20 protein-coding genes, 2 tRNA genes and 2 rRNA genes are annotated in these 26,689 nt (G+C 28.8%); 14 read left to right on the top strand and 10 right to left on the bottom strand.

Going from position 1 to position 26,689, the window contains the following annotated elements:
• The 3 genes from BR69_RS0112510 to BR69_RS0112500 form a co-directional block, all read left to right on the top strand.
• A 23S ribosomal RNA gene (locus BR69_RS0112510) occupies positions 1-292 on the top strand; the annotation flags it as partial.
• 148 nt (positions 293-440) lie between these two features.
• Positions 441-558, top strand: a 5S ribosomal RNA gene (gene rrf, locus BR69_RS0112505).
• Positions 559-564: 6 nt separating this feature from the next.
• Positions 565-640: transfer RNA gene (locus BR69_RS0112500), tRNA-Phe, on the top strand.
• A gap of 153 nt (positions 641-793) precedes the next feature.
• Here BR69_RS0112500 and BR69_RS0112495 read toward each other — a convergent pair.
• Positions 794-1,390 (bottom strand): GNAT family N-acetyltransferase, encoded by a 597-nt coding sequence (locus tag BR69_RS0112495; RefSeq protein ID WP_027633489.1) that lies wholly within the window; start codon positions 1,388-1,390, stop codon positions 794-796.
• Between the two features lie 543 nt (positions 1,391-1,933).
• Between BR69_RS0112495 and BR69_RS0112490 the strand changes: the two genes are divergently transcribed.
• Positions 1,934-3,313 (top strand): TldD/PmbA family protein, encoded by a 1,380-nt coding sequence (locus BR69_RS0112490; RefSeq protein ID WP_027633488.1) that lies wholly within the window; start codon positions 1,934-1,936, stop codon positions 3,311-3,313.
• 1 nt (position 3,314) lies between these two features.
• Positions 3,315-4,610, top strand: coding sequence for a metallopeptidase TldD-related protein (locus BR69_RS20525; RefSeq protein WP_051623608.1), 1,296 nt, complete (start codon positions 3,315-3,317; stop codon positions 4,608-4,610).
• 201 nt (positions 4,611-4,811) lie between these two features.
• On the opposite strand, the gene BR69_RS0112480 is transcribed toward BR69_RS20525, so the two are convergent.
• A complete protein-coding gene (locus BR69_RS0112480; protein ID WP_027633487.1) occupies positions 4,812-6,263 on the bottom strand; it encodes a cation:proton antiporter in 1,452 nt (483 codons plus the stop codon).
• 389 nt (positions 6,264-6,652) lie between these two features.
• On the opposite strand from BR69_RS0112480, the gene BR69_RS0112475 reads away from it, so the two are divergent.
• Both BR69_RS0112475 and BR69_RS0112470 read left to right on the top strand, forming a co-directional pair.
• A complete protein-coding gene (locus BR69_RS0112475) occupies positions 6,653-8,071 on the top strand; it encodes a TldD/PmbA family protein (RefSeq protein WP_027633486.1) in 1,419 nt (472 codons plus the stop codon).
• Positions 8,071-9,369: a metallopeptidase TldD-related protein gene (locus tag BR69_RS0112470; protein WP_027633485.1), complete on the top strand. Its 1,299-nt coding sequence runs from the start codon at positions 8,071-8,073 to the stop codon at positions 9,367-9,369. The genes BR69_RS0112475 and BR69_RS0112470 overlap by 1 nt, the downstream gene beginning before the upstream one ends.
• Before the next feature lie 296 nt (positions 9,370-9,665).
• Here BR69_RS0112470 and BR69_RS20520 read toward each other — a convergent pair whose 3' ends face one another.
• Positions 9,666-10,112, bottom strand: a complete 447-nt coding sequence (locus BR69_RS20520; RefSeq protein WP_084315461.1) for a peroxiredoxin — start codon at positions 10,110-10,112, stop codon at positions 9,666-9,668.
• A 383-nt stretch (positions 10,113-10,495) separates the two neighbouring features.
• On the opposite strand from BR69_RS20520, the gene BR69_RS0112455 reads away from it, so the two are divergent.
• Positions 10,496-11,242: a peptidylprolyl isomerase gene (locus tag BR69_RS0112455; protein ID WP_027633484.1), complete on the top strand. Its 747-nt coding sequence runs from the start codon at positions 10,496-10,498 to the stop codon at positions 11,240-11,242.
• A gap of 232 nt (positions 11,243-11,474) precedes the next feature.
• On the opposite strand, the gene BR69_RS0112450 is transcribed toward BR69_RS0112455, so the two are convergent.
• Positions 11,475-12,440: an aromatic acid exporter family protein gene (locus BR69_RS0112450; RefSeq protein ID WP_027633483.1), complete on the bottom strand. Its 966-nt coding sequence runs from the start codon at positions 12,438-12,440 to the stop codon at positions 11,475-11,477.
• 375 nt (positions 12,441-12,815) lie between these two features.
• Here BR69_RS0112450 and BR69_RS0112445 point away from each other — a divergent pair, with 375 nt between their 5' ends.
• Positions 12,816-13,643, top strand: coding sequence for a LicD family protein (locus BR69_RS0112445; RefSeq protein ID WP_051623607.1), 828 nt, complete (start codon positions 12,816-12,818; stop codon positions 13,641-13,643).
• A complete protein-coding gene (locus tag BR69_RS0112440) occupies positions 13,640-14,899 on the top strand; it encodes an O-antigen ligase family protein (protein WP_027633481.1) in 1,260 nt (419 codons plus the stop codon). The genes BR69_RS0112445 and BR69_RS0112440 overlap by 4 nt, the downstream gene beginning before the upstream one ends.
• A gap of 211 nt (positions 14,900-15,110) precedes the next feature.
• Here the strand turns inward: BR69_RS0112440 and BR69_RS0112435 are convergent, their stop codons facing one another.
• From BR69_RS0112435 to BR69_RS0112410, 4 genes are all read right to left on the bottom strand, one after another.
• On the bottom strand, positions 15,111-15,764 hold the full coding sequence (locus tag BR69_RS0112435) for an HAD family hydrolase (RefSeq protein WP_027633480.1): 654 nt from the start codon (positions 15,762-15,764) through the stop codon (positions 15,111-15,113).
• Positions 15,765-16,122: 358 nt separating this feature from the next.
• Positions 16,123-16,626 carry a phosphatase PAP2 family protein gene (locus BR69_RS0112430; RefSeq protein ID WP_034849866.1) on the bottom strand — a complete coding sequence of 168 codons (504 nt, stop codon included), beginning with the start codon at positions 16,624-16,626 and terminating at the stop codon, positions 16,123-16,125.
• 377 nt (positions 16,627-17,003) lie between these two features.
• Positions 17,004-18,335, bottom strand: coding sequence for a [Fe-Fe] hydrogenase large subunit C-terminal domain-containing protein (locus BR69_RS0112425; RefSeq protein ID WP_027633478.1), 1,332 nt, complete (start codon positions 18,333-18,335; stop codon positions 17,004-17,006).
• A gap of 1,195 nt (positions 18,336-19,530) precedes the next feature.
• Positions 19,531-19,606, bottom strand: a tRNA-Pro gene (locus BR69_RS0112410).
• A 263-nt stretch (positions 19,607-19,869) separates the two neighbouring features.
• Here BR69_RS0112410 and BR69_RS0112405 point away from each other — a divergent pair.
• On the top strand, positions 19,870-20,148 hold the full coding sequence (locus BR69_RS0112405; RefSeq protein ID WP_027633477.1) for a hypothetical protein: 279 nt from the start codon (positions 19,870-19,872) through the stop codon (positions 20,146-20,148).
• A 451-nt stretch (positions 20,149-20,599) separates the two neighbouring features.
• On the opposite strand, the gene BR69_RS0112400 is transcribed toward BR69_RS0112405, so the two are convergent.
• Positions 20,600-22,306 carry a methyl-accepting chemotaxis protein gene (locus tag BR69_RS0112400; protein ID WP_027633476.1) on the bottom strand — a complete coding sequence of 569 codons (1,707 nt, stop codon included), beginning with the start codon at positions 22,304-22,306 and terminating at the stop codon, positions 20,600-20,602.
• A gap of 425 nt (positions 22,307-22,731) precedes the next feature.
• Here BR69_RS0112400 and BR69_RS22310 point away from each other — a divergent pair, with 425 nt between their 5' ends.
• The 3 genes from BR69_RS22310 (at position 22,732) to rsmI (ending at position 25,951) form a co-directional block, all read left to right on the top strand.
• The gene (locus tag BR69_RS22310; protein ID WP_027633475.1) at positions 22,732-23,991 is read left to right on the top strand and encodes a C40 family peptidase; all 1,260 of its coding nucleotides are present in this window, start codon (positions 22,732-22,734) and stop codon (positions 23,989-23,991) included.
• Positions 23,992-24,349: 358 nt separating this feature from the next.
• Positions 24,350-25,090 (top strand): tRNA1(Val) (adenine(37)-N6)-methyltransferase, encoded by a 741-nt coding sequence (locus tag BR69_RS0112390; protein WP_027633474.1) that lies wholly within the window; start codon positions 24,350-24,352, stop codon positions 25,088-25,090.
• An 18-nt stretch (positions 25,091-25,108) separates the two neighbouring features.
• Positions 25,109-25,951, top strand: coding sequence for a 16S rRNA (cytidine(1402)-2'-O)-methyltransferase (rsmI, locus tag BR69_RS0112385; protein WP_027633473.1), 843 nt, complete (start codon positions 25,109-25,111; stop codon positions 25,949-25,951).
• A gap of 232 nt (positions 25,952-26,183) precedes the next feature.
• Here the strand turns inward: rsmI and BR69_RS0112380 are convergent, their stop codons facing one another.
• A complete protein-coding gene (locus tag BR69_RS0112380) occupies positions 26,184-26,429 on the bottom strand; it encodes an AbrB/MazE/SpoVT family DNA-binding domain-containing protein (protein ID WP_027633472.1) in 246 nt (81 codons plus the stop codon).
• Positions 26,430-26,689 lie beyond the last annotated feature (260 nt).

Genomic DNA, 26,689 nt, shown 5'->3' with positions numbered 1-26,689 from the left:
GTCCCTATCCGTCGCGGGCGTAGGAAATTTGAGAGGAGCTGTCCTTAGTACGAGAGGACCGGGATGGACTGACCTCTGGTGCACCAGTTGTCTTGCCAAAGGCACAGCTGGGTAGCTATGTCGGGAAGGGATAAACGCTGAAAGCATCTAAGCGTGAAGCCCACCTCAAGATAAGATTTCCCATAGCGTAAGCTAGTAAGACCCCTTGAAGAACACGAGGTTGATAGGTGAGAGGTGTAAGTGCAGCAATGTATTTAGCTGACTCATACTAATAGGTCGAGGGCTTGACCAATAAATTTACTTAGGAAAAGGAAACTATGTGTAATTTTGAAAGATCAATCTTTCGAAGGAAAAGGAAACTCGCTCAACAGAGTTGAGGAGTACAGTTTACTAACAAAATCATAGATTTTGAGTAAACTAGCATTCTGAATGAACTAGTATCTGGTGATGATGCTTCTAAGGGTAACACCCCTTTCCATACCGAACAGGATGGTTAAGCCTTAGAAGGCCGATGGTACTGCTTGGGAGACTGAGTGGGAGAGTAGGAGGTTGCCAGGTGAATATGGCTCGATAGCTCAGTCGGTAGAGCAGAGGACTGAAAATCCTCGTGTCGCTGGTTCGATTCCTGCTCGAGCCACCAAAAAGCTTAGCATTTTGCTAAGCTTTTTATTTTTTTGTAGAATTGGTTTTAAATACTGTTATCCCCCACATTTTAGAGGATGGGGGTGTTAAAGCTTATAGCTATCAGATAAAATTAATAAAGGTTAGAGTTTTTAAAACCCTAACCTTTTTGTTATACTATTTTCACCATTTTATTATAACTACATATATTTAATAAACTTTCTGTTTTAACAAATTTATAACTAAGCTTGTTATAAAATTTCATAACAAATTTATCTTTTGCAAGTAAAGAACATTTATTTAGATTGTAGGTTTTAGCGAGTTTTTCTCCTTCTTCCATAAGGATTCTTCCAATACCCATACCTCTATGATTTTCATCAGTAGCTATATTGGATATATAAAACTCTCCTGTTTCACATTCCTTTATAAATTTCCCTAGTATGGTTTCAAAGAAATAAAGAGCTTTATTTTTTAATCCTTTTTGCATTGCTAATAACAATTTACTTGAGCTTTTATTCAATTCATTAAACTTATAAGCAGGAAATGCCAGTATGACACCACAAACTTCCCCTTTATAACTAGCTACTTTAGCATATTTATAACTATAACGATTATCTGGATCTTTAACTAAAGTTTCAAGCCTTTCAAGGATTTCTTTTTTACTGCCTTCACCCCATTCTAGTGCTGGATTATCCTCAGTACTATATAGGAGCTTGGCAATACTGGCGGCGTCTTCACCTTCAGCAGATCTGATTATTAAGTTTTTCATAATTTTAACCTCTTTTCATAAAATAATATATTTTTTTCTTTATATCTATTATATACCCATTATCATGTTTTTTATAATACCTAAGATGTCATGGATTAAGTACATTTATGCTGAATGTTAAATTAACTATTTAAAAGATTTTAGCATTAAGGTTCTCTATTTTTCTTCAATTAAGTCCTGAAAACATTTAAATAAGTATATATAGATAGCTTTTATTTTTAAATAGATTATTTTTTATTTAAAATTAATCAATAAAGTAGAATTTATTCTTAAATCTCTATAAAATTAAATATTTTTAATTCCAAGGAAGATTGATTTAAGATTTTAAATTAAAGATATTTAAGATTACAATATAAAACTTATAAACCAAATAGAGGTAAAAAATAAAAGTAATAGAATATTATAATTCAGAGCTTTTTAATAAATACTTTAGAACTTATTTTAAAAATTGCTTTAGGATAGTAATATTGAAGGCTAAAGTAAAATATATTTTAAAGCTTAGTTTATACTACCAAAATAAGTTTATGTAAAGGGGGCAAATAAATGGTTCAGATAAGTTTAAGCAAATACAAAGACTTACTAAATGGACATACAGAATTAAGAATACAAGAGAATTCTAAAATTAATATTGGAGTTTTAAATGGAGATGTAATTCTCAACGCTAAGTCTTCTTTAAAGGGAATTAGTGCTAGGGTTAATAATGGGGCATGGGGGTTTGCTTCAAGTTCTAAGGTAAGTGATGAGGAAGTAAGGAGTGTACTTTTAAAAGCTAAATATAATAGTGAGTTATTAAGTAGTAAAACTAATAAAAGTCCTCTGACTATTTATGAGGACAATTGTAATTATAATAAAAGTTTTGCCACAACAAAAACTAAAAGAACCCAAAAAGAGATTATAGATTTTGTTAGAGACTTAGATAGTTATACTAGAACTAAATATAAAAATTTAAAAAAGGTAGGCATGTATATAAATTACTTAAATATGGAGAAAACTTTACTTACATCCACTGGAGGAGAGTTATATTCTTTTATACCAAGAACAACATTATATATGACTCTAGAATGTGCAGATAAAGAAGGAAACTCAGTAGAATTTTCTGACTTATTAGGAGGACTTGGGGAATTTGAGGATAAATTTAATGAGCCTAAGGAAGTTTATTATAAAATAGATGAAATCTATGAAAGACTTATGGATAAGTGTGATGGAATATATGCTGAAGGAGGAGTTAAGGAGTGTATAATTTCATCAGAGGTATCTGGAATATTAGCACATGAAGCTATAGGACATACTGTAGAAGCTGATATAGTTTTAGGTGGGTCTGTGGCTTCTGAATATTTAAATAAAGAAGTTGCAAGTCCTATAGTTAATTTAGTGGATTTTGCCCATAGCGCTTTTGGAAAAGCATGTCCTGTACCTATATATGTAGATGATGAAGGAACAAAATCAGAAGATGTTACAGTTATAGAAAATGGTATATTAAAATCTTATATGCATAACAAGGAAACAGCTTCTCATTTTAATGTGAAACCTACTGGCAATGCTAGAGCTTTTGAATTCTCAGATGAACCTTTAGTTAGAATGAGAAATACTTGTATTTTACCAGGAAAGGATAAGCTAGAAGATATGATTTCTTCTATAGAAGATGGATATTATTTCTTAAGCTCTAACAATGGACAGGCAGATACCACAGGAGAATTTATGTTTGGGGTACCTTTTGGTTATGAAATAAAAAATGGAAAACTAGGACGTGGTTTAAGGGATACTACCATATCAGGAGTAGCCTTTGATATGTTAAAAACAGTAACTATGATATCTGATGAACTTCATTGGAGTAGTGGAGGATATTGTGGTAAGAAACAGATGATAACTGTAGGGATGGGAGGACCATCAATAAAGTGTAAAATAAATGTGGGGGGAAGATAAAATGGGTGATATGGAGTTAATAAAGTTTTGTAGTTCTAAATTAAAGGAATATCATATAGATAAGTATGAAATTGTATTTTCAAAGAAGAAAAAGGAGGAACTTAACTTTTCTAATCTAGATTTCTCCCTTCTTAGAACCACTATGGATGAAGTTATGAATATAAAAATTATAAAGGATAATAAGAAATCAAAAATAGATATTAATTCTTTTGAAGAAGAGTATATGGATGAAAAGATTAAAGAACTTATAGATATGTGCAATGCTTCAGAGATGGATGAGGCAAATGATATAGCAAGTTTTCAAGCTAAAGAGGAATTTAACTTAGGAAAAAAAGAGGGAGATTTAAACAAGGCTATAGATGCAATAGAAAAATTTTTAAAAGATTTAAAGGAAAAGTATCCAGAAGTATTAATAACTGATGATTCTAACATATGCTTTAATGGAGAAGAAACCTATTTTATAAATTCCAATGGGGTAGACTTTAAAATTAATAAGGGAATGTATAAGTTAATCCTAGTATTTTCTGCTAAAGTAGGGGAGAAGAGCTCTTCTTTTAATGGAGTAGAATATTATTTTGAAGAGATTCCTAAGGATATAATGAAATATGAAAATATTGAAAATAAGCTTAAAGATGCCGTAGAGCAAGTAAATACAATAAAATTAGGAGAGAAATTTAGTGGAGATATAATTCTAACTCCTGATGCTATCTCAGAGTTTTTATATTACTATAGAAGTATATTCCTAAAGGATGAGTCTTTAATAACAGGAAGTAGTAGGTTAAAGGATAAGCTTAATGAAAGGGTAGCTAGTAATAAGTTAACATTAAGAGCTGTAGTAAATGGAAATGAGATTTCAAATAAGGAGTTTATAACAAGTGATGGAATTAAAACAAAAGATATAAATATCATTGAAAATGGAATATTAAAATCTTATATTTTGAGCTTATACGGAGCTAAAAAGACTAATAACAATTTAAACCCTATTACAAATAATTTTGTGGTAGAAGGTGGGGATAAAACCTTAGAGGATATAATAAAGGAAACAAAAAAGGGAATTATATTTGATAGATTTTCAGGAGGATATCCATCTTCTAGCGGGGATATTTCAGGGGTTGCTAAGGGCTGTTATTATATAGAAAATGGAGAAAAGAAACAACCATTAATTGAGGTTATGATATCAGGAAATCTTTATGATATGTTTAATGACATTGAAGATATATCTTTAGAAAGAGTAGGGGGTGGCAATGACCTATTTCCTTGGATAAAAATAAAGAATGTAATTATAAGTGGAAGTTAAAGAAAGGTTTGATTTAGGTTCTTAAGCTTATGATCTAAAGAGAAAGATAAATAAACCAAAAGCTTATAATTAAAATCTTAGGATTTAAATTATATATTTTATTGTAGAACATTTGAAACTTTAAAATAAAGAAATAAGAAAAACACTATGAGGTCTTATTAGAATAATAAGCTCATAGTGTTTTTCCAAGCCAATACAGTATTATTTAGGTATTTCGCCATGGGTTAGTATATCTACCAATTCCTCAACATTTGAACTAATTCCAGCTAAAAGTATTACATCTCCATTGAGAAGCATTGTTTCTCCATCAGGAAGAATTTCCTCTTCATTTCTTTCTATAAGAAATATTCTACATTCACGTGGAAGTTTTATATCTTTTAGTTTTTTATTTATATAGTCATCATTTAAAACTATAGCTTCTCTAATTGTTACTTTATCCATGGAGATATTATTTTTATTCTCATTAAGAATTTCGTCTTTTAATATATATTCAAAGATTATAGGGAAGATAACACAGGATACTATAGTGGATAATATAAATGCTCCATAGGTGGCCTGAGTTATAAATCCAAGATCCATAGCCATTTGTGCTCCAACGATTATAAGGCTAAGTTGGGCAGATAAAATGAATCCACCAGCTAATGCCTTTTTTAAACCCAAAGTATATTTTAAAAGAATGCTAGGTATAATTTTAACTAGTAAAAAAGTTAAAATTATAAAAGGAATTTTTGCCAGTGCAGAAGGATTATTAAATACCACTCTTAAATCAAGATTTACCCCAACCATTATAAAGAAAATTGGGATTAAGAATCCATAGCCTATAATATCAAGTTGGTGAGTGATTTCTTCCTTAGCCTTGCCTGAAAGTAAGGAGAAAATAACTCCAGCTAAAAAGGAACCAAGGATTATTTCACTTCCAATTTTATTAGATATGGTAACTAATATTAATATAAGAGCAAAAGCCGCACGAACACCTATATGTAAGTTTTTAAAATGTATAGCCCATATGGTAAACCTATTATGAAACTTTTTACTGATTTTATAAATTAAAAAGGCTGCAATAAATAAAATAATAAATAAGAAGCTTCTGTAACTAAAGCCATGGGTAGTAGTAGATGCTATAATAGTTAATCCTATTAAGCATACAAATTCACATACTAGGGAAAAAATTAAAAGGCTTTGTCCAAAAGCTGTATTTAAGATTTCCTTTGATTTTAAGTAAGGAACCATAAGCCCAGGAGCAGAAGCTGTAAATAGTAGGGTAAAGAAAGCTTTACCACTTTTTAAACCTAAAACATTTATGCTACTAACTAGTAAGTAAGAAATTATAGCAGAAAGTAGAAACATAAGAGTTATGATTAGACCTTGGCTATTTTTCTTAGAATCACCAGAGCTCTTTTTTTGAATATTAGAAAAGTCTATTTCAAGACCACTTAAAAACATTAAATAAGCAAGACCAAGTTCAGATAGAAATATAATCCAAACATCGCTACTTATAAGATTTAATCCACTTTTACCTATTAATATACCTACAAATATTTCTCCCACCTGATAGGGAATTTTAATTTTCTTAAGTCCTTTTACAAAAAAAGGGGTAACAAAAGCAAATAAGCTAAGAATCAAAAGTGAGTCATAACTTAAAGCATGTTCCATAGTATCACATCCTTATAAAGTAAATTTCTATAGAGTAGCTTCCCTATAGTTTATCCATTAGTTTAAATTTTAAGTATAGAATATTACCAATAATATAGAAGTATATAGATTTAATAACTATATTACTAGGCTTAAAATGTAGTTAAAGATTTTATAAGACTAAACTATATCATTGAATAATTAATTTTTACAATAGTAATTATAACAATAAAATAGATTATATCAAAATTATAAGAATAAATCTAAAAGGTTTAGTTATGTATAGTAAGTAACCTATAGGAAAGTAAAGTTAAAAAGGATTGCAAACTATAATTACATATATTTACTAATAATAAGGTTAATGGTAATATTTAGATTAGAACTAGTTAAAGGAAAAAGGGGGATTAACAATGGAGCTTAATAAAAGTAAGTTTCTTTCAGAGTGTAAAGATTCACTAAAAGAGCTTATAAAAATATTAAATGAGGATTTTAAATATGTATCTATTTTAGGAACAGATTGCCAGGGAAAAAATTATTCAGTATATAAAAAAGGGGCATATATAGGAAGTGGATTTAACAATGAGAGAGGTTTTGTTGTAAGAGTTTATAATGGGGTTAATTACTCTGAATTTTCATTTAATGAGATAAGTAAGGAGAATATAAATTCTATAGCAAAAGAAATAAGAAAAAAGTTTAATATGATGAAATCCTTAGACTTAAGGAAAAAAAGTTATGACTTAATCGAAGAAGAAGCTATAAAAGAAACAATGACAAAAGAAGTTAAGAAGAGTCCAATGGATCTAATGGATAAAGATATAATAAATATATTAGAGGAAGTAAAAAATATAGGTTTAGGAAAAAGTGATAAGATAATAGACTTTAAAGTTTCCTATGAATATACTCAAGTTAATAAAATATTTATATCCAATAAAAAGGAACTAGAGCAAAGTTATATGTGGAGTACTGGAGATATTATTTGTTTAGTTTCCAGTGGAGAGAATAGTAAATATAGTTATAAGGGAATTTCAGGACTTAAAGGAGCAGAGATTTTAGATGAGTTCAGTGGAAAAATAGAAGAAGCAGTTCAGGAAGCCTTATCTTTACTGGAGGCTACTCCAATAATTCCAGGAGAATATGAGGTTATATGTAACCCTGATGTTTCAGGTCTTATAGCCCATGAAGCTTTTGGACATGGAGTAGAAATGGACATGTTTATAAAGGAGAGGGCAAAATCTAAGGAATATATAGGCAAACAAATAGCATCACCTCTGGTTACAATGCATGATGGTGCTAAGGGGGTAAATCATACTGCATCTTATGGATTTGATGATGAGGGAGTCTTGGCTAATGATACTATAATAATAAAAAATGGAATTTTAGAAAGGGGTATATCAGATTCATTAACAGCCTTCTCTCTTAATGAGAAGCCAACAGGAAATGGAAGAAGAGAATCTTTTGAAAGAAAGGTATATACAAGAATGACTAATACCTATTTTCAAGGAGGAGAAGATACACTAGAAGATATGATAAAATCCATAGAGTATGGTTTCTTATTGGAATCATCAGGAAGTGGAATGGAGGATCCTAAAAATTGGGGAATACAATGTATTGTAAATGTTGCTAGGGAGATAAAGGATGGAAAGTTTACTGGAAAGATACATTCACCAATAATATTAACAGGTTATGTGCCAGATCTTTTAAAGTCAATATCTATGATATCTAAGGATGTTTCTATAGAGGGTGTTGGTTTTTGTGGAAAAGGATATAAGGAATTCATTAAGGTATCATGTGGAGGACCATATATAAAGGCGAAGGTGAGGTTAGGGTAATGATAGATTTAATAAAAGAGTTATTACTTAAAAATCATATAAAGGTTTATAAAATTATCGAAGAAAAAATAGAGAGCATAGAACTATTTTTTATTAAAAAAGAATTAGATTTAAGTAGAGGAAAGGATGTTAAGAAATATAATGTAACAGTATATAATGATTTTCAAGAGAATGGGGAAAGATACAGAGGATCTTCTACAGCGGATATATATAGTACAATGAAAGAAGAGGAAATAGAAAAGATATTAAAGGAAGCAATGTATTCTGCTTCATTTGTTAAGAATAGGTACTATGATATTCCAGAGGGGAAAAAAGAGGAGGTATTTATAGTTCCATCATCCTTTTTTAATTTAACTCTAGAAGAGGGAGGCTTAAAGATAAAGGAAGCTTTATATAAGGAAGATTTTCTTGAAAAAGGATATATTAACTCTTCAGAGATATTTTTATATAAGAATACTACTAGGATAATAAACTCAGAAGGCGTAGATGTTACTTTTTCAAATATGTATTCTGACCTAGAGTTTATAACACAATGGATAGAGGAGAGGGATATAGAACTTTATAACTTTATATCTTTTACAGAACTTAAGGATGAATATTTAGAGAATATAGTTAAGGAGTCTTTAGATAGAGCGAAATATAGAGCTAAAGCTGAAAGTGGTATTAAAAGTGGAAAGTATAAAGTTATTTTAAGGAATGATGCAGTAAAGGATGTATTTACTTATTATTATACAAATGGAGCTAATGTTTCCAGGATATATACTGAAAGTTCTAATTTTAGGATAGGAGAAAGTGTCCAAGGAAAAGACATAAAAGGAGACTATGTGAATATCACATTAAATCCTATTTTAAGTAATTCTAAAACATCATATCCATGGGATAGAGATGGAGTAAAACTTAAGAAGATAGAGCTTATAAAAGATGGAATTCTTAAAAGTTATTTTGGAGATTCAAGGTATTGCTATTATCTAGGAATAGAGCCTAAAGGTACAATAAAAAATATAGAGGTTGAAGTCGGCTCTAAAACCTTAGAAGAAATGAAAAAAGGGAAGTATTTAGAGGTATTAGCCTTTTCAGATTTTCAGACTGAGCCATTAACAGGAGATTTTGCAGGAGAAATAAGACTTGGATTATATAGTGATGGGGTAGAGGTAGTACCCATAACTGGAGGATCTATATCAGGAAATATAAAGAGGGTACATGAAAATATGTATTTGTCTAAGGAAGCTTATGAAACTACTTCGTATAATGGACCAATGGCTTTAGAATTATATGATATAAGTGTTGCAGGGGATTAAAAAATATATATAAGTAAGATCTTGGGTATAAAGTAAGACTCAAAATTAAGAGATATAGTGTTTTAATTTAAAGCCTTAGATTATTCATTAAAATATTCTTAATTTATAGTGATTTAGACAGGTGTATAATTTTAGTCTTAAAATCTTATATTTTAAAGGGTAAGTATTATAAGCATCAAATAAAAAATAAAGGTTCTAACCTCATGTTAAATAAGAGATTAGAACCTTTATTTTGTTTAACTTAAGTATGAGATTATGTAAAATCTTTAAGATTTCTTAAAATGACAGATTTAAGATTATAGAGATTTTATAAATTCAACTACAGTATCTGCATGGTTAGCAGCCTTAACTTTTCTAAATTCTTTTATTATAGTGCCTTCTTCATCAATAACAAAAGTACTTCTTTCTATTCCAAAAACTTTTTTTCCAAACATATTTTTTTCCTTAAGAACTTCAAAGGTTTTGCATAGTTCTTCATTTTCATCACTTAGTAGTACGAATGGAAGTTCAAGTTTTGCTATAAACTTATCATGAGATGTTAAGGAGTCTCTACTTACTCCAAGGATTACAGTATTAAGCTCTTCCAGAGCTTTAAAGTGGGATTTAAAATCTCCCGCTTCAGTTTTTCATCCAGGGGTATTATCCTTTGGATAGAAGAATAATACAACTTTTTTACCTTTATAATCACTTAACTTATGTTCTTTTCTATCTGAACCTATGATAGCTATATCTAAGTAACTCATACTATCCACTCCTTTTGTTTATATTTTACACAATTGATCATATGGTTATTATATAATAATTATTATCCAAAATCAATATTAGTATATGTAATAAATGAAGAAATAACTATAATATTTTTCAATAGTAAACATAGGAGGAATATTAAAACTGTTGTTTAAAGAATAAATACATTATATTAATTTGATTTATCATATAATCTTAATAAACATTCATAAGCTATATATATCTAATCATATATATAGTAGAATAATAAAGTTAAACCTAATTTAAGCAGTGTTTTATTATGATATAGTAAGCTTCTTAATAAGATTGACTTTATAAATGGAAAAAATAATGTTAAGATATATAATAAGAATTTAATTAAGATTAAAGGAGAAATATTATGGAAAATAAGATTTTGGCAATAGTTAATGGGGTACAAATATTAGATAAGCATTTAGATGAAGCAATAATGAGATATCCAGCAGATAGAAGACAATATTTAGAGACTCCAGTAGGTAGAGAACAATTATTAGAACAAATGATTTCTTTTGAGCTTATGTATAATTATGGAAAAGAATTAGGTACTGATAGTAGTGAAGAATATTTAAACCAAGTTGAAAAAGCTAAGAAAGACTTATTAACTCAAATTGTAATAGGGAATGAGCTTTCAAAGGTTGAAATAAGCGATGATGAAGCAGAAAAATATTACAATGATAATAAAGAAAACTTTAAGGAAATGGAACAAGTTCAGGCTAAGCATATATTAGTTGAAACTGAAGAAGAAGCTAATGAAGTGGCTAAGAAAATAGCTGAAGGCTTAAGCTTTGAAGAAGCAGCACAAAGTCATTCAAGCTGTCCTTCTTCTCAAAATGGAGGAGACTTAGGATTCTTTACAAGAGGAAGAATGGTTCCAGAATTTGAAGAAGCTGCATTTAAGTTAAACCTTGGGGAAGTAAGTGCTCCAGTACAAACTCAATTTGGATTCCACTTAATAAAGGTTGAAGATAAGAAAGAAGAAAGAGTTAAGCCTTTAGAAGAAGTTAAGGAAGTTATAAAACAAAACCTTCTTCAAGAAAAGCAAAATCAAAGATACTTTGATTTAACAGAAGAATTAAAGAGTAAATATAGAGTAGAAGTATATAAGTAATAAAGAAATTAATAAAAAATACTATGAAGCTTTAAAATATACCCCATAGAGTAGAACATTAAAAAATTCTACTCTATGGGGTATGTCTATTTATAGATAGAAATAGAGTGAAAACCTGTAGAATTACATAATGAACAATAAAAGTCTTTCTACATAAACAAAAAGAGTTTTTATAGCTTTAATAGAAGTAGAGTGGAGGGACTTAACAAAATAAATCCTAAGAAAATTTTTCTTAGGATTTATCTTTTAAGTTTAATATAAAATCTTTTTTTATTTCTAGAAACTGCTCCATGTCATTTAAGAATTGAAATAACATAGCCCTATTTTCAAATTCTTCCCTTGTTTTTGGAAGATCCATGTTTCTAAAATCATTTCTTAAAGTCTCAATATCATTAAGAAGTGGTGTCACATCATTACTTTCATAAATGCACTTGGCTACTTTTTCAGTAAAGTCAGCGATTATCATAGAATGCTCAAAGGTCATAAAAAATCTTTTGAAGTGTTCACGCATTCTTTTAGCTGTTTCAAACTGGTGATGCCTCATCTCCATGTATTCCACGTAATAGCTAGAATCATGTATAAAGTAATTATTAAGATATTTATAGGCCCTATCCCTAGCTATATTTAGCCTACTTTCAAGATTTTTAAATAGAGTTTCTTCTTCTATGGATACATAGTTATTTCTAAGGGCCTCTGCCATATGAATAAAAATTTCAGATAATGATTTTTCTATATATAATTGATCGTCTTTAATTTCATTTTCAATACTAGGCATATAAAGATTAAGAAGTAATGCAACACCAGCTCCAACTATCATAAGAGATAACTCATTAATAAGTAGAGGAATAGAGGTAGTTTTTTCAAGTAAAAGATGGGTTACAAGAACAGAATTTACTACAATACCCTCTTTAAGTTTAAATTTTACTGAAAGTGGGATAAATAGTAATAGGAACACACCAAAGGATATTTCCGTATACCCTAGTGTATTAAATATGACAGCAGCTATGGTTAAAGCCATTACGCAAGCTAGCATTCTTTCAATGGCTATTTTAACTGATTGTCTTTTAGTATTTTGTATACTTAGTATGGTTATTACTCCAGCAGAAACTGCATATTGTAGTCCAAGTTCCTTTGCAATTATCATGGCAATAACAGAACCAATACCTGTTTTTAATGTTCTATATCCAATAAAATTCATATAATCCTCCTTTACATATATAAGATGCAATTAAGTGTTCATAATTTCAATAAAATACATAAAATAAGCTTAAAAACTTTATAGTAGTTAAATTATAGCATATTAAAGTATAATGACTTAGAATATATTTAATATTTATAAAGTAAATTGGTTGTAACAACTTCTTAATTGGATATAATTATAATAGAGGATGAATGCATAGTAAAAATTATACTATACATAAAGAATAAGAAAGTATAATAAAACCATATGGTAACTTACAATAGAAGGTAAATATATAAATAACATTGTATCCTTACTAGAATTATGGTAAATCTAAGAAGAGAATAATAAATTTCATAATAGTAAGCTAAATCTAATAAGAGGATGAAGATAATGGAGAAAAAGAGAATATGCACACTAGAAGAAGCTCAACAGGTCATGTTAGATATATTAAAAGATGTGGACAGGGTATGTAAAAAGCATAATATAAAATATTTTCTAATTGACGGTACTCTTCTTGGTGCAATAAGACATAAGGGATTTATTCCTTGGGATGATGATCTTGATATAGGTATGATGAGAGAGGATTATGAAAAGTTTCTAAAAATAGCTGAAAAAGAATTAAAAGAGGACTTATATATTCAAAATGTAGAAAAAGATAAGCAATATACCCTTTATCATATTCCAACAAAGGTTAGAAAAAATGGCACTGTTTTTTTAGAGTTTGGAGAGGAGAATCCAAAGTATCACTCAGGTATATACATAGATGTATTTCCCTATGATAAGGTATGTAGTAATAAGATAAAGGAATTTATTAGGCAGGATATTGTTAGTTTTATAATGAAGTGTAAGTACGAAATTAAGGGAAAAGGGATTAAGGCTCTTATAAGGAAAACCTTAAATGTTCTTTCGAGGCCAATCAGCCATGAGAATTTATATGAATTTTCAATGGGGACTGTAAAGTGGACAAATAACTGGAATGGTGACAAGATAAATTATGGGGGGGAACTTATGTGGAATAAGGAATTTAATTATAAGGATATATTTCCTTTAAAGCCTATTGAGTTTCAAGGAGAGGTATTTCAAGGGCCTAATAATCCTCATAATATACTTGAAAACATATATGGAGATTATATGACACTTCCAAAAGAGGAAGATAGAACATGGCATGCTAAGGACATATACATTGTAGAGAGAGAAGATGAGAGGGGTAGAATATGATTTTAGATAATATAGATATAGTTAAACAGAGATTATATTTTAAGATAGCATTTGTTATGTATGCACTATTTTTTACAACGGAATTATCTCTTAAAGGTAATTTTACAATAATAAAGCTTCTTATTATTGCCTGGGGAATGGCACTTATACTTTTAGATATATATAATCAGAAAACCAGGATATTAAAAAAGTTTAATATATTATTGAACTTGTTTATAATGATAAATATTTTATCATTGATAATTTATCCAAGTAAGGCATATAACCTTAGAATATTTTTAATAACCTTAATTCAACTGGGAGTATTGAATAACTCAGAAATAACCCAGACACCACAAAACACTTTAAAGGAGATACGCAGGATTAATTTTAATTTTGTATTTATTAGCTTTATAATTTCTGCTATAAGTTTATATATGTTTTTCACTAAAACAAATCTTTTTGGAATAGCTTTTAATGAGGCTTCCAGACCAGATCTTTTAAAAGGATTGTTTATCATAAGTAACACAGGGGGAATGGTTAGTTTCTTATCCCTTGTAATTAGCTTTTTAAGTATAAGAAGTACTAAGTTCTTTAGTATTTTTTATGGAATAAATATACTAGTTCAAGGAAGTGTATTATATCTTACAAGAGCGAGAGCTTCTTGGGTTGGTCTTATAGTATTTATAATAGTATATGGGTTTATAAATATAAGAAGCAAGTCCATAAGAAGGGTAATAATAGCTTCTCTTATGATTTTAACAATAACTTTCCCAATATATAAACCTTATGTAATGGAACCACTAAATGGATTTATAAATAAAACTGCAGGTCAAGGGTTCTTTAGCGGAAGGCTTAATCTTTGGGAGGAAGGATACGAGAAGATATTTAAGAAAAATCCTGTTCTTGGAGTTGGCTATAAGGATGTTGTGGACATAATGAAGAAGGATGCTACTAGGAATCTACCAGGAATTGAGGGGGGAAGGCTTCATAACATATATTTAGAGATAACTTATTCTCATGGTATAATAGCAGCTATACTTATGATTTTATTCTTTATAGTTAATGGATATAGTTTATATAAAACCATATTTAAGATAGATATACCAAAAGAATATAGAAACATAATGAAGTTTATTTTTTCAATGTTTATATCTTTATATGTAATGAGTTTTGTGGAATCTTCTTTATTATATGTAATAAGTGTGGTATCAGCTATATTTTGGATATACATAGGGTATAGTGAATATTTTATAAAAAAGTATAAAAAGTTTTAAAATAAGTTTGTTCAGGTGTGGTGAAAAGAACACCGCCTGAAGGAAGATTTGTTCTATAAATTATAATAAAGAAAAGCCGTGGATATAACAGAGTTTGACTTCTAAATTATCCATGGCTTTTGATTTTTGTAAGATTTTTATATAGTGTAAAACATATATTTTTTATTTATAGCTAAAGTTTTTATACTATAGTAAATTTTATATATTTAGTCTATACTGCTTCAATAATTTCATTATATTCATTTATATATTTATGAGCCTCTTTCATTATTTCTTCCTTATCTAGTTGAGCAAACTTATCATGAATAGCTACAACTTTCATTCCAGCAGCTTTAGCTCCCTTTACCGCAGGTAATATATCTTCAAAAACTACACATTTATCAGGAGAAACCCCAAGCTTTTCAGCAGCTAGAAGATAGACATCAGGGAAGTTTTTACCTCTCTTAACCTCATTAGTTATGGTTATTGAGTCAAAATACTCATAAATTCCATTAGTCCTTAATGTTACCTCAAGTAAGGGAATAGAATTTGAGGTAGCTAAACCGATTTTTATTCCTTTATTTTTAAGAAGCTGAAGAAATTCTCTTGCTCCTGGCTTTAGGGTAACATGATTTTTATATTCATCATAGGCCATTTTATGAAATATTTCATCTATTTCCTCTAAGGTTTCTTCTAGATTAAATTTTTCTTTGAAATATTTAACTGTACCTTGAAAGCTTAAATGATTAATTTCTTCCTTTAAGTTTTTAGGGAAGCATATATTTCTTTCTTTTAAAAAGTCTGCATCTACCTTTTCCCAAATCCACATGGAATCCACTAAGGTTCCATCCATATCAAAAATTGCTGCTTCAATATCTTTTAACATTTCCATACCCCCTATTCAAGGAAATTATAACACGAAATAATATCTAGGACTATATATTTAAGAACAATAGTATTAAATCTAAGTAAATAAAGATAATTTAGTTGAGATTTACTATATTGTAATTAGGGTCAAAAGAGAGGGGAAGCTTAAGTTTTTTAGATTAAGTATTAATAAGATAGACATTAGAATTTTTAAGTTATGAATAAGTATTTTATAATAGTAAGGTTAAATATGATATAGATATATTAAACATATAGAAAGTTTAATATATTTATATCATATTTTTTAAGATCAAAAATTTAAAAATCTAAAAATACCTTGATTTAAACCTTAAATAGTTCAGGAGATATTAAAATATTTATAGTAAATTATAGATTATAAAGGTAGGAATAGAGACTGTAGTACCTAAAATAATTCCCATTAAAACATCAGAGGGATAGTGAACTCCAAGATACATTCTAGATATTCCAACTAATATACATAGGGGAAGTATTATAGGAGTTAATATAGGATAGAAAAGGCATAGTGGAATTCCAATAGAAAAGGCACAAGTTGTATGACCAGAAGGAAAAGAATATTTATCTATACCTATAAGTTTATAATTTATATCTTTTAGCATAAGAAAGGGTCTAGTACGTTTAAATATGGTCTTTATAATTTTTGAAAATATAGAACTTATAATTAAAGAAAAGAGAGTAACATATAAAAGGTGGTTAGCCTTGAAAACTAAAGCTAAGGATAAACAATATACTACAGCCATTTCGGTGGAACCTATATATGTTACAAAAGGCATAATCAAGTCTAAAAATGAGCACTTAATTGAGGAATTAAATATTCTTAAAATCTTTTCATCTTTTTTCATAAAGCCTATACCCCCTTTGTATATTTAGTAAGTCTATACACTAGATCTATTATTTACATTACCTAATAAATATACTATGTATAAACAATAAAGCTAGTATATGTTTTATTAACCCATTGCATAGGGTTTTTACATAAACACTTAACTTATATTATTTTAAAATATTATATTTTAAGATAATTGATACAACTTTTAACTGAATTATATCATAGGAAGATTAAGATAATATTAAAATCTTATTAGAATTAAGTATAAAATACATCCAAAAAGTAAGAAAGCTCATGTTGAGCTTTCTTATATATATAAGGAAAGGAGTAATTAACTTGTTAGGATAAAGTTATCTAAATTAAGTTTTTTAGAAACATGGCTTTAGTATTTTAAAATTCTCTTTCAAAAATTTTTATTTTATTATGATCCTTAAAATCTTCTAAAGAGTTTATTCCTATTCTTTTTAAGATATCTAACATTATATCACTATGGGTGGCAACCTTATAAGCAGAATCAAAGGCATAATCATCTACATGTTTTTTTCCTTCCTCTTTAGGGATTATGGCTTTAGGTCCACCAACACAGCCGCCAACACAACCCATGCCTTCTATAAAGTTTGCTTTAAGCTCTCCATCTTGGGCAGAGGAGAGTAGCTTCTTACAATTTATAACTCCATCACATTGGGCAGCTTCAAAAAGATTATATTTTTCAGGGTACATCTCTTTTATTGCATCAGATACAGCTACAGATACACCACCAGTTCTAGCATATAGTCTTCCACCCTTTGAGGCGTATTCAAGAGAGGGTACTCCCTTAAGATTAGAAGGGCTTATTTCTAAGGTATTAAAAATTTCTTGTAGTTCTTGGAAGGTTAATACAAAATCTACATCACCTATTAAATCCTTTTCCTTAGCCTCAGCCTTTTTAGCGATACAAGGGCCTATAAAAACAACTCTGCAATTAGGATTTAATTTTTTTATTACCCTAGCTGCTGCTATCATTGGTGATACTGAAGGAGACACATACTTAACTAAGTTTCCATATACTCTTTTAAGCATACCCACCCACATAGGACAACAACAAGAGGTTATCATTAGGTCCTCCTTAGACTTAACAAACCTATTAAATTCTACTGATTCCTTTATGGTAAGCATATCCGCAAAAAATGCAACTTCTACCATATCCTTAAAACCTAGCTTCATAAAGGCTTCTCTAATTTGATCCATGGTAACATCTTCTCCAAATTGACCAGTAATGGCAGGAGCAACAGCAGCTATAACTGTCTCACCACTTTTTAAAAGTTCCATTAAAGGCATAAATTCAACCTTATCTACTATATGTCCAAGGTCGCATGCTTCTACACAAAGACCACAATTAGTACAAAGCTCCATGTCTATGTAGGATAACTTAGTTATGGGATCTTTTAATATAGCATTAAAGGGACATGCATTAATGCAAGCTCCATCTGTGCAATTATCACAGTGAGAAAGCTTAGATACAATTTTTCCTTTAGCTTTATAGGTGGTTATAGCCTTTTTTAGGTCAGATGAAAATCTTTCGCTATAATCTACCTTTACACCACAAAGAGAGCTTATGACTTCACTAAGAGTTTTTTTATCTACTTCTTCTTTTTTCATTAGTTCTTCAATTTTTTCTTCAAAATTATCTTCATAATATGCTTTTACTAAAGTTTTAAATATATTAGTATACTGTGTATTCATAATAAACACTCCTTTTACCTAATGGAATATTAGGGGATTTTAAAGTGGTTTATAAGTTTAATATTATATGGAAGCTCATATTTTTTATAATAAGTTAAGAGTTTTTTATAGATTAAAATCTTAAATCATGGATAGAATTGTTAATATATAAACTTATAATATTAAATATTTCCAATTAATATATATATATTCATTTCAATATAACTTAGAAAAAATATTATTAAGCATAATTGAAGTTATATATTATTAGATATAAGTAAAAGTATTATGGGTATATGAATTTAGAGTTTTAAATTAAAATAGAAAAATACTAAATAGTTTTAGGATAAAGATTATAAGCGGAATTATTATAAGGGACTTATTAGGAGATGATGAGAATAATGAAGTTAATGTTTTATATTACTATGATAGGTTTAATTATAATCATTATGGCACTTTGTAGGTCAGCTGCTTTGGCAGATGAGTATTATAATAAGATTAAATAGTCTTTCTAGGGGAAGTATAAAAATGTAAAAGGAAATTTAATAAGAATATATAGAATTATTTAAGGGAGTATATATGTAGTTTTAATAAAATAAGAATATGAAGGGTTTATTCTATAGGATGATTAAAAGGGTTTTAGCTATAAGATGAGATTTAGGGAATATAAGAATATGCAAGAAAGCATATTAAAATAGAGATAAAATAAAAAAATGGCTTGTGATGAATAAATCTAAGTTTGTAATTTAAAATGAGGGCTAATTAAATCTTTTGGAAAGAGAGTGTATTAAAAAGAACTCATTTTAAATTTTAGTTTTATATTCACAAGTCATAAAATTTAATTTTAATATAATATAGTTATAGCATTACTTAGGGTTCGTGACAATAGATTTTTATAAAAAATATAGAATTATATTAAAAATATAAATCTATATAACTTATGGGAATAAATTAATAAAATAAAATTTTATTAAAAGTAATGAAAAGATAAATAAGTTTTTCAGTGATGAATTATATTTGTACAAGCGTCCCAAAAGCTATGGGCATAGCTATTTTAACAGCTGGTATTCTAAGTTCAGCACAGGAAGCATAATAATAGGAGCTTTTACCACCCATTCACAGCTTCTAGAAGGAATAAATTAACTAATTCATGATTCATAAATTAAAAATCTAAACAAGGTAAATAAAAAAAAGACTAAGATAAATCTTAGTCTTCTGGTCGGGGTGACAGGGATCGAACCTGCGACCTCATGGTCCCAAACCACGCGCGCTCCCATCTGCGCTACACCCCGTGGACAATATAATTATATAAAATAGTATTTTAAATGTCAATACTATTTTATTATAGTATATGGAAATTCATTGGATTTATAAAGTAAATACAAGAAAAAGAAAAGATAATATAAAATAATAAAAGAAATAATCTAAGATTTAAAGAAGAAAAATATGATATAATTTATAATATTTAAAATACAATTAATTTGTTAGTGAAAAGTTAGTTATGAAAGAAGTGATTTTAGTAACTGATAAAATTCAGTTTTTGGGAGGAAGAAATATGGGATTTACTACAATTATAATGTTTTTTACAAGTATCTTATTTTTAGCTATGGGAACAACTCTATTATTTTCTAAGTCTTTTAAGAATTTATCAGAGGAGAAAAAAACATATGTAAAGCTTAATTCTATTATATACATATTTATAGCATTATCCTCTTTAGTAATTGCAATATTTAATTATATCACTGATACAAAGGTTACAATATATATCTTTGTATGCTTAATTTTTATTGCTTCTATAATACAGTATTTATTATCTAAAGGAATCAATAGGTAGCTAGTAATACACTTAAACATAAAATATGTATAAGTGTATTGTTTTTTATATTTAAAAAGATTATTATATGAAACTAAGATATAAGTTTTTAAGTTAACATATAAATATATTATTTAAATTTAAGAAGTGATTTGAAGTTTACATGAGGTCTAGTAATAAAAATACTGTGTTTATCTAAGGTTTCATAGAACTCTTAAAAGTTTAAAACTTATAATTCTGTGCCTATTTAATATGTAAGAATAGGATTAATGAAACAGCTCCTCATATGTATATGAGGAGCTGTTTCTTATGTTCAGAATTATATTTTCTAGATACAGTTGATCCTAATTTATCTATAGCTTAAAAATAGTGTCTTATATTTTATAAATATATTTAAACTCACAACTATTAAAATTAGATTATTTAAAAGTACTTTTCATATTCAAGGGTTTTTAAGGAGACAACTATTCCATTAAATCTTAAACCCTTGAACTAGAGAGGTTAAACTTTGAGCAAGCTCTGCTTGAACTTGTGCAGAAGCAGCAATACCTTCTATAGAATCATGGGCATCTGATAAACTAGACAAAATATCATTAGAATTGCTATTAGAATTTTCAGAGGCACTCATCATTTCAAATATAACATTATTAGCACTTTCAATAATATTTTTAAGTTCTATGCACATGGTATTTAAGGCTGTAGAAAAATCCTTCATAAATTCTGCATCTTTACCATAATAGGTACTGCTCTCAAGAAGCATATTAAATTGAGGAACTATTTTTTCATTTATAAACTTTAATATATCTTCTGTATTATCACTAAGATTTTTGAAGCTATTATTAGCCTGAAGTATTATGGATTCTATGTCCTTTGTTATAAGGGATGTTTCCTCTGAAAGCTTTCTTACCTCTTCAGCTACCACTGAGAAGCCACGTCCATGTTCTCCAGCTCTAGCTGATTCGATGGCAGCATTTAAGGCTAAAAGTTTGGTTTCTTCAGCTATGGAGGATATAAGTGATATAAGGTCTTTAATTTTTGCTACAACCTTTCCATCATTAATGGCAGCTACTAGTTTATCTTCCTTTTCCCTATATAAGTTTTCAGTTGAAGCAATGGATCTTTCCCCATCATTTTTAAGTTTTAGAGCTCTTTCTTCTATATTATAGGATACACCTTCCCCCTCATTTGCCCTACTAGAAAGAATCTTTATATTAGAGTTCATAGATTGAAGCACTCCTTGAACTTTTTCAACATTCATTGAAGACACTGCACTTAATTCCTTTATAGAATTAGATGAGGAGTTTATAAATGCAATTTGAGAGGTAATTTCCTCCACAGAGGCAGAGAGTTCCTCAGAGGAAGCACTAAGTTCAGCGGAGGTATCTAGTATTTTTCTTATCATTGAATTAACATTATATACTGCATTATTTAAGGAATTACATAGCATAGAGAATTCATCTTTTCCTTTAGACTTTATTGATTTACTTAAATCACCCTTAGCTAAGGCTTCTGCAAAGGATAAGGTCTTTCTTAGTCCTTTTGATATAGTGCGTAAATTTAAGGCGCTTATAATTAGGGAGATAAGTATACAAGATGGAACTAAAATTATCATATATAATCTTGTATCAGCATAGATATTTTGACTGTTATCATATAAGTTTTTAGTAGTAATTTTTCTTAAGGAGGTTAGTCCTTCAAGGGAAGAAAACATAGCAGTTTGTTGAGTTGAGAAATCTTTAAATAAGAAGGTAGCCTTATCGAAGTCAAGGTTTTTCATTGCTTCTATTATAGAAAGATTATTTTCTTCATATTTCTTATAGGTAGTTTTTAATGAATCCCAAATATCTTTTTCTTTAGTGCTTATAGGTGAGTTATCAAAGGTTTCTATAGATTTGTTTAAAGAATTTGTTTCAGCCTCTATGTAGGTTAGGATAGTAACTATATTAGATTTGTCTTTAGAGAACACTAACTCTGAGAAATAAGCTCTATTATTGGTTAGTGTTTGTTTAATTTCATTTAAATTTAGTAGGGTGGTTAGACTTTCATTATAAGTAACCTTTAAGTTTTCATTTACCATAGAAAGATTATTAATAGATATTATTCCAATGGTTAGAGTTAAACAGGATGTAAGTATAAAAGAAATTACTAATTTACTTTTTACAGAAAAGTTATTCAGCATAAATATATTCCCCCTATTTAAATATAAATATATCCTAGTAAATAGTACTAGGTTTAATTAAGGTTTTTATAGTGTTTTTTTACGGAAAAGAGCAATTAAAGACCTAAGTTAAGTAATAGGCAAAAAATATAGAAAATTCTTATATAGTTCATTATAATACATAGGGATTTATATTAAAATACATATAATATATTATTTTTCAGATAAATTAAATTATTCATTAAAATACATTAAATACCTATAGTATATGCCGCAAAAGTTAAAAAAAGATTAAATGTTTACAAAAAAGTTTCTAAATCCTTTGATTTTGGTGCATATTTACATTGTTTTCACAAGGAAGGTAATGTTATAATATTTAAGACAGATTTAAGATAGAAAAAATTCAAATATTTAGTATATAAATTTTTATATGTTGAGGTGGGATTATGAATAAAAAGATTATATCGGCTATTTTAGCAGCCGCTATGGCTTTAAACACGGGATTAGTAGCAATGGCTACTCCATTAAGTGATGCTCAAAAGCAAGAAATAGAGCAAAAGCAATCAGAATATAAAAGTGCAGAGGAAAAATTAAACGCATTAGAGCAAGAACTACAAAAGTTACAAGGACAAGCACAAGAAATCCAAACTTTAGTAGATAAGAATAATAGCGAAATTGGAAATAAAGAAAATAGCATAAAATCTTTCGAGAAAGACATGGAAGAACTTCAAAAGGATTTAGACCAGAAGGAAGAAATGTATGGAAAGAGAATTAGAGCTATATATAAAAGTGGAAATCCAGGTTATGTAGAAGTAGTACTAAGTTCAAGAAATTTCTCAGACTTAGTTACGAATGTACAAGCTGTTGGAAAGTTGATGAATTTAGACAAGCAAATGATGAATGAAATCACAACTAAGAAAAAAGAGATTGATGATAAAAAAGAAGCTTTAAAGAAAGATATAAATAAAATAAAAGAATTAAAAACTGAGAACGAAGCTAAGCTTAAAGAGTTAAGAGATCAAGAAGCTAAGCAAAAAGTATTAGTTAACGAAGCTAATGAAGTTCAAAAGAATATTAAAGTTGACCTTGCTTCTAAGGAAAGACAGATGATTAAATATCCAGCAGATGTTATAAATAATCCAAGTAGTTCACTTAATGATATAACCGCTGCTAGAGACTCTTTAAGAGGAATAAGATCTCAAATAAAGGTTATTGATAAAGAAATAGTTGACACAATAGAAAAGGCTAATTCATTAATAAAGCAAAAACAAGAGCAACCAAAGAAAGTTACCTTTGATAGAGGAGGAAACCAATCAGGAGGTTCTTCATCAGGAAATACTTCTGTAGGTAAGAATACATCATCAATACTATCCTTTGCATATAGCCTTCAAGGAAAGCCATATGTATATGGAGCGAGTGGTCCAAACTCCTTTGACTGTTCTGGATTTACTCAATATGTTTTTGGTAAAGCTGGTGTAGGTTTAAGTAGAACCACATTTACTCAAGTAAATGAAGGAGTTTCTGTATCTAAGTCAAACCTTCAACCAGGAGACTTAGTGTTCTTTGGTAGTGCTAGTTCTCCACACCATGTTGGAATATATGTAGGTGGAGGAAGTTACATACATGCCCCAAGAACAGGTGATGTAGTTAAGATAAGCTCTCTTTCAGGAAGAAGTGACTTCTCAGTTGCAAGAAGAATAATTTAGTTATCTTAAAATAAGAAATAAAATAGTAATTAATTATATAAGACAGTTAATAGTTCCATAGTAATCTATATGGGGCTATTAACTGTTATTTTTTATACCATATACAATAAATAAGTATATGGTATAAATTAATCTTAAAGCTTAAAACAATATAGGGATTTAAAATTAATTTATACATCTATTCAAAGAAAGATAAATCAAGGACATTTTTAAGGAATAAGTTAAGTGTTTATGTAAAAAGCCTTATAAATTGATTAATGTATATATGACTTTCCTAGTACTAGGAGAGATATTAAGAAGTTATGATATAATAGTTAATATTATAAATTTATAGAACACATGAGGAGGGGAGTAAAATATGGAGTATTTAATGGAAGATGAAACCATAGATGATTTACAATTAAAGGGATTAAAATTAATACAAAAGAAGGATGCCTTTAGATTTGGAATAGATGCAGTACTTCTTGCGAATTTTGCTAAGGTAAAGAAGGGTATGAGGGTTATAGATCTTTGTACAGGAACAGGAATTATACCCTTTGTAATAAGTGGAAAGACTCAGGCTTCTAATATTACAGGAATTGAAATACAAGAAGAGTTTGTAGAGATGGCGAAAAGAAGTGTTACTATAAACTCTATGGAGGATAGAATAGACTTTCTTCATGGGGATTTAAAGGATATAAAACTAATGAAAACCTTAGAAAAGGCTCATGTTGTAACTGTTAACCCTCCTTATAAGCTAGGAGGAGCAGGGATATTAAATCCTAAGGACAAAACAGCCATAGCAAGGCATGAGGTGTGTTGCAGCTTAGAAGATGTTATTTTAGCCTCTAGAGCCATTCTAAGGGATAATGGAAGGCTATATATGGTACATAGGCCAGAAAGGCTAGCAGACATTCTCTGTCTTATGAGAAAGCATAAAATAGAGCCTAAGGTAATAAGGATGGTTCATCCTAATAGTAAAAAGCCACCTAATATAGTTCTTGTAGAAGGACAAAGGGATGGAGGAAGCTTTTTAAAATGGGAAGCACCACTTTATGTATATAACAATGAAGGGGAGTTTTCAGAAGAAATAAATAGGATTTATGGAAGAGATAAATAAAGTTAAGGAGTAGATTTTATGAGCGGAAAAATATATTTAGTCCCAACTCCCATAGGGAATCTTAAGGATATTACTTTAAGAGCTTTAGAAGTTCTTGAAAATTGTGATGTTGTGGCAGCAGAGGACACAAGACAAAGCTTAAAACTTTTAAATCATTTTAATATAAAAAAGCCTTTAATAAGTTATCATATGCATAATGAACAAGGAAAGTCAGAAAATCTTATAGATAGGGCACGGGAAGGACAAAAAATCGCATTAATAACAGATGCAGGAACCCCAGGGATTTCAGATCCAGGAAGCATAGTAGTACAAAGATGTATAGAGGCAAATACTCCTTTTGAAGTCCTACCAGGAGCTACGGCGACTATTACAGCCTTAGTTTATTCAGGACTTGATACTAGTAAATTTTTATTTAGAGGATTTATACCAAGGGAAACTAAAGAGAGAAAGATTTTAATTGAGGAAATAATAAATCATAGGGAAACCCTTATATTCTATGAGGCACCTCATAGACTTTTAGATACTTTAAGTTTTTTAAGAGAAGAACTTGGAGATAGGAATATGGCTATATGTAGAGAACTTACAAAGCTTCATGAGGAAATATTAAGGGGAAACATAACTCATATAATAGATCATTATAAAGAGATTAGACCAAGAGGGGAATATGTTCTTATAGTAGAAGGAAAGACTTTAGAACAGATAAAAGAAGAGGCTGAGAAAGCGTGGGCTGATTTATCCATAGAAGAACATATAATAAAATATGTAAATGAAGGAATGAACAAAAAAGATGCTATAAAGTTAGTAGCAAAGGAAAGAGAAATGTCAAAATCTGAAGTATATAAATATTCAATAGGTATTTAGAGGAAGTTATGGTTTGTTAATGTAAAATATATTCAGTACAAATTTTACCACAAGTATTATGTAAATACATAAAAAATGAATACAATCCATAAAGTGTAAAATATATATTTAAGAATACATAATAAATTTGGAAGTTAAAGTAATTTAAACTGCATAAAATCAAAATGCTTATAATTTAATGGAAAAAAGAAAATGCTATAGACGAATCTATAGCATTTTTAAATTTATAATATTATCTATCGACTTTTATATCATTTAAACAGTTCTTACAGATATTCTTACCTTTATAGTTTATAACGTCTCTAGCATCTCCACAGAATATGCAAGCTGGCTCATATTTCTTTAATATGATTTGCTCACCATCTACATATATTTCTAGAGCATCCTTCTCAGCGATATCTAAAGTTCTTCTTAACTCTATAGGAATAACTATTCTTCCTAATTCATCCACTCTTCTAACTACACCTGTTGATTTCATAAATTTGTTCCTCCTTATACATCATTCGACATGAAATTATAAAATACAATTTTAATGTAACAATACGTCAAAATTTAAATAGAAAAAATATAGTTCAAATTACAAAATTCTTACTAAATTCCATCTAATAGATAATATACTACCATATTATTGAAATGTCAATACATTAATAAAAATAAATTTTACTTGAAAAATATGACAAACCTTCTACTAAACCCTTGATATATAAGGGGTTGGTAGAATAATGGCAATATATACCT

Origin of the sequence: Clostridium hydrogeniformans DSM 21757 (assembly GCF_000686705.1) — a bacterium.
Lineage (GTDB): Bacteria > Bacillota > Clostridia > Clostridiales > Clostridiaceae > Clostridium_Z > Clostridium_Z hydrogeniformans.
This window is presented reverse-complemented; position numbering and strand designations above follow the sequence as displayed.

Coding starts and splice junctions, on each gene's coding strand:
- BR69_RS0112495 (WP_027633489.1), bottom strand. CDS start 1,390: ATGAAAAACTTAATAATCAGATCTGCTGAAGGTGAAGACGCCGCCAGT.
- BR69_RS0112490 (WP_027633488.1), top strand. CDS start 1,934: ATGGTTCAGATAAGTTTAAGCAAATACAAAGACTTACTAAATGGACAT.
- BR69_RS20525 (WP_051623608.1), top strand. CDS start 3,315: ATGGGTGATATGGAGTTAATAAAGTTTTGTAGTTCTAAATTAAAGGAA.
- BR69_RS0112480 (WP_027633487.1), bottom strand. CDS start 6,263: ATGGAACATGCTTTAAGTTATGACTCACTTTTGATTCTTAGCTTATTT.
- BR69_RS0112475 (WP_027633486.1), top strand. CDS start 6,653: ATGGAGCTTAATAAAAGTAAGTTTCTTTCAGAGTGTAAAGATTCACTA.
- BR69_RS0112470 (WP_027633485.1), top strand. CDS start 8,071: ATGATAGATTTAATAAAAGAGTTATTACTTAAAAATCATATAAAGGTT.
- BR69_RS0112455 (WP_027633484.1), top strand. CDS start 10,496: ATGGAAAATAAGATTTTGGCAATAGTTAATGGGGTACAAATATTAGAT.
- BR69_RS0112450 (WP_027633483.1), bottom strand. CDS start 12,440: ATGAATTTTATTGGATATAGAACATTAAAAACAGGTATTGGTTCTGTT.
- BR69_RS0112445 (WP_051623607.1), top strand. CDS start 12,816: ATGGAGAAAAAGAGAATATGCACACTAGAAGAAGCTCAACAGGTCATG.
- BR69_RS0112440 (WP_027633481.1), top strand. CDS start 13,640: ATGATTTTAGATAATATAGATATAGTTAAACAGAGATTATATTTTAAG.
- BR69_RS0112435 (WP_027633480.1), bottom strand. CDS start 15,764: ATGTTAAAAGATATTGAAGCAGCAATTTTTGATATGGATGGAACCTTA.
- BR69_RS0112430 (WP_034849866.1), bottom strand. CDS start 16,626: ATGAAAAAAGATGAAAAGATTTTAAGAATATTTAATTCCTCAATTAAG.
- BR69_RS0112425 (WP_027633478.1), bottom strand. CDS start 18,335: ATGAATACACAGTATACTAATATATTTAAAACTTTAGTAAAAGCATAT.
- BR69_RS0112405 (WP_027633477.1), top strand. CDS start 19,870: ATGGGATTTACTACAATTATAATGTTTTTTACAAGTATCTTATTTTTA.
- BR69_RS0112400 (WP_027633476.1), bottom strand. CDS start 22,306: ATGCTGAATAACTTTTCTGTAAAAAGTAAATTAGTAATTTCTTTTATA.
- BR69_RS22310 (WP_027633475.1), top strand. CDS start 22,732: ATGAATAAAAAGATTATATCGGCTATTTTAGCAGCCGCTATGGCTTTA.
- BR69_RS0112390 (WP_027633474.1), top strand. CDS start 24,350: ATGGAGTATTTAATGGAAGATGAAACCATAGATGATTTACAATTAAAG.
- rsmI (WP_027633473.1), top strand. CDS start 25,109: ATGAGCGGAAAAATATATTTAGTCCCAACTCCCATAGGGAATCTTAAG.
- BR69_RS0112380 (WP_027633472.1), bottom strand. CDS start 26,429: ATGAAATCAACAGGTGTAGTTAGAAGAGTGGATGAATTAGGAAGAATA.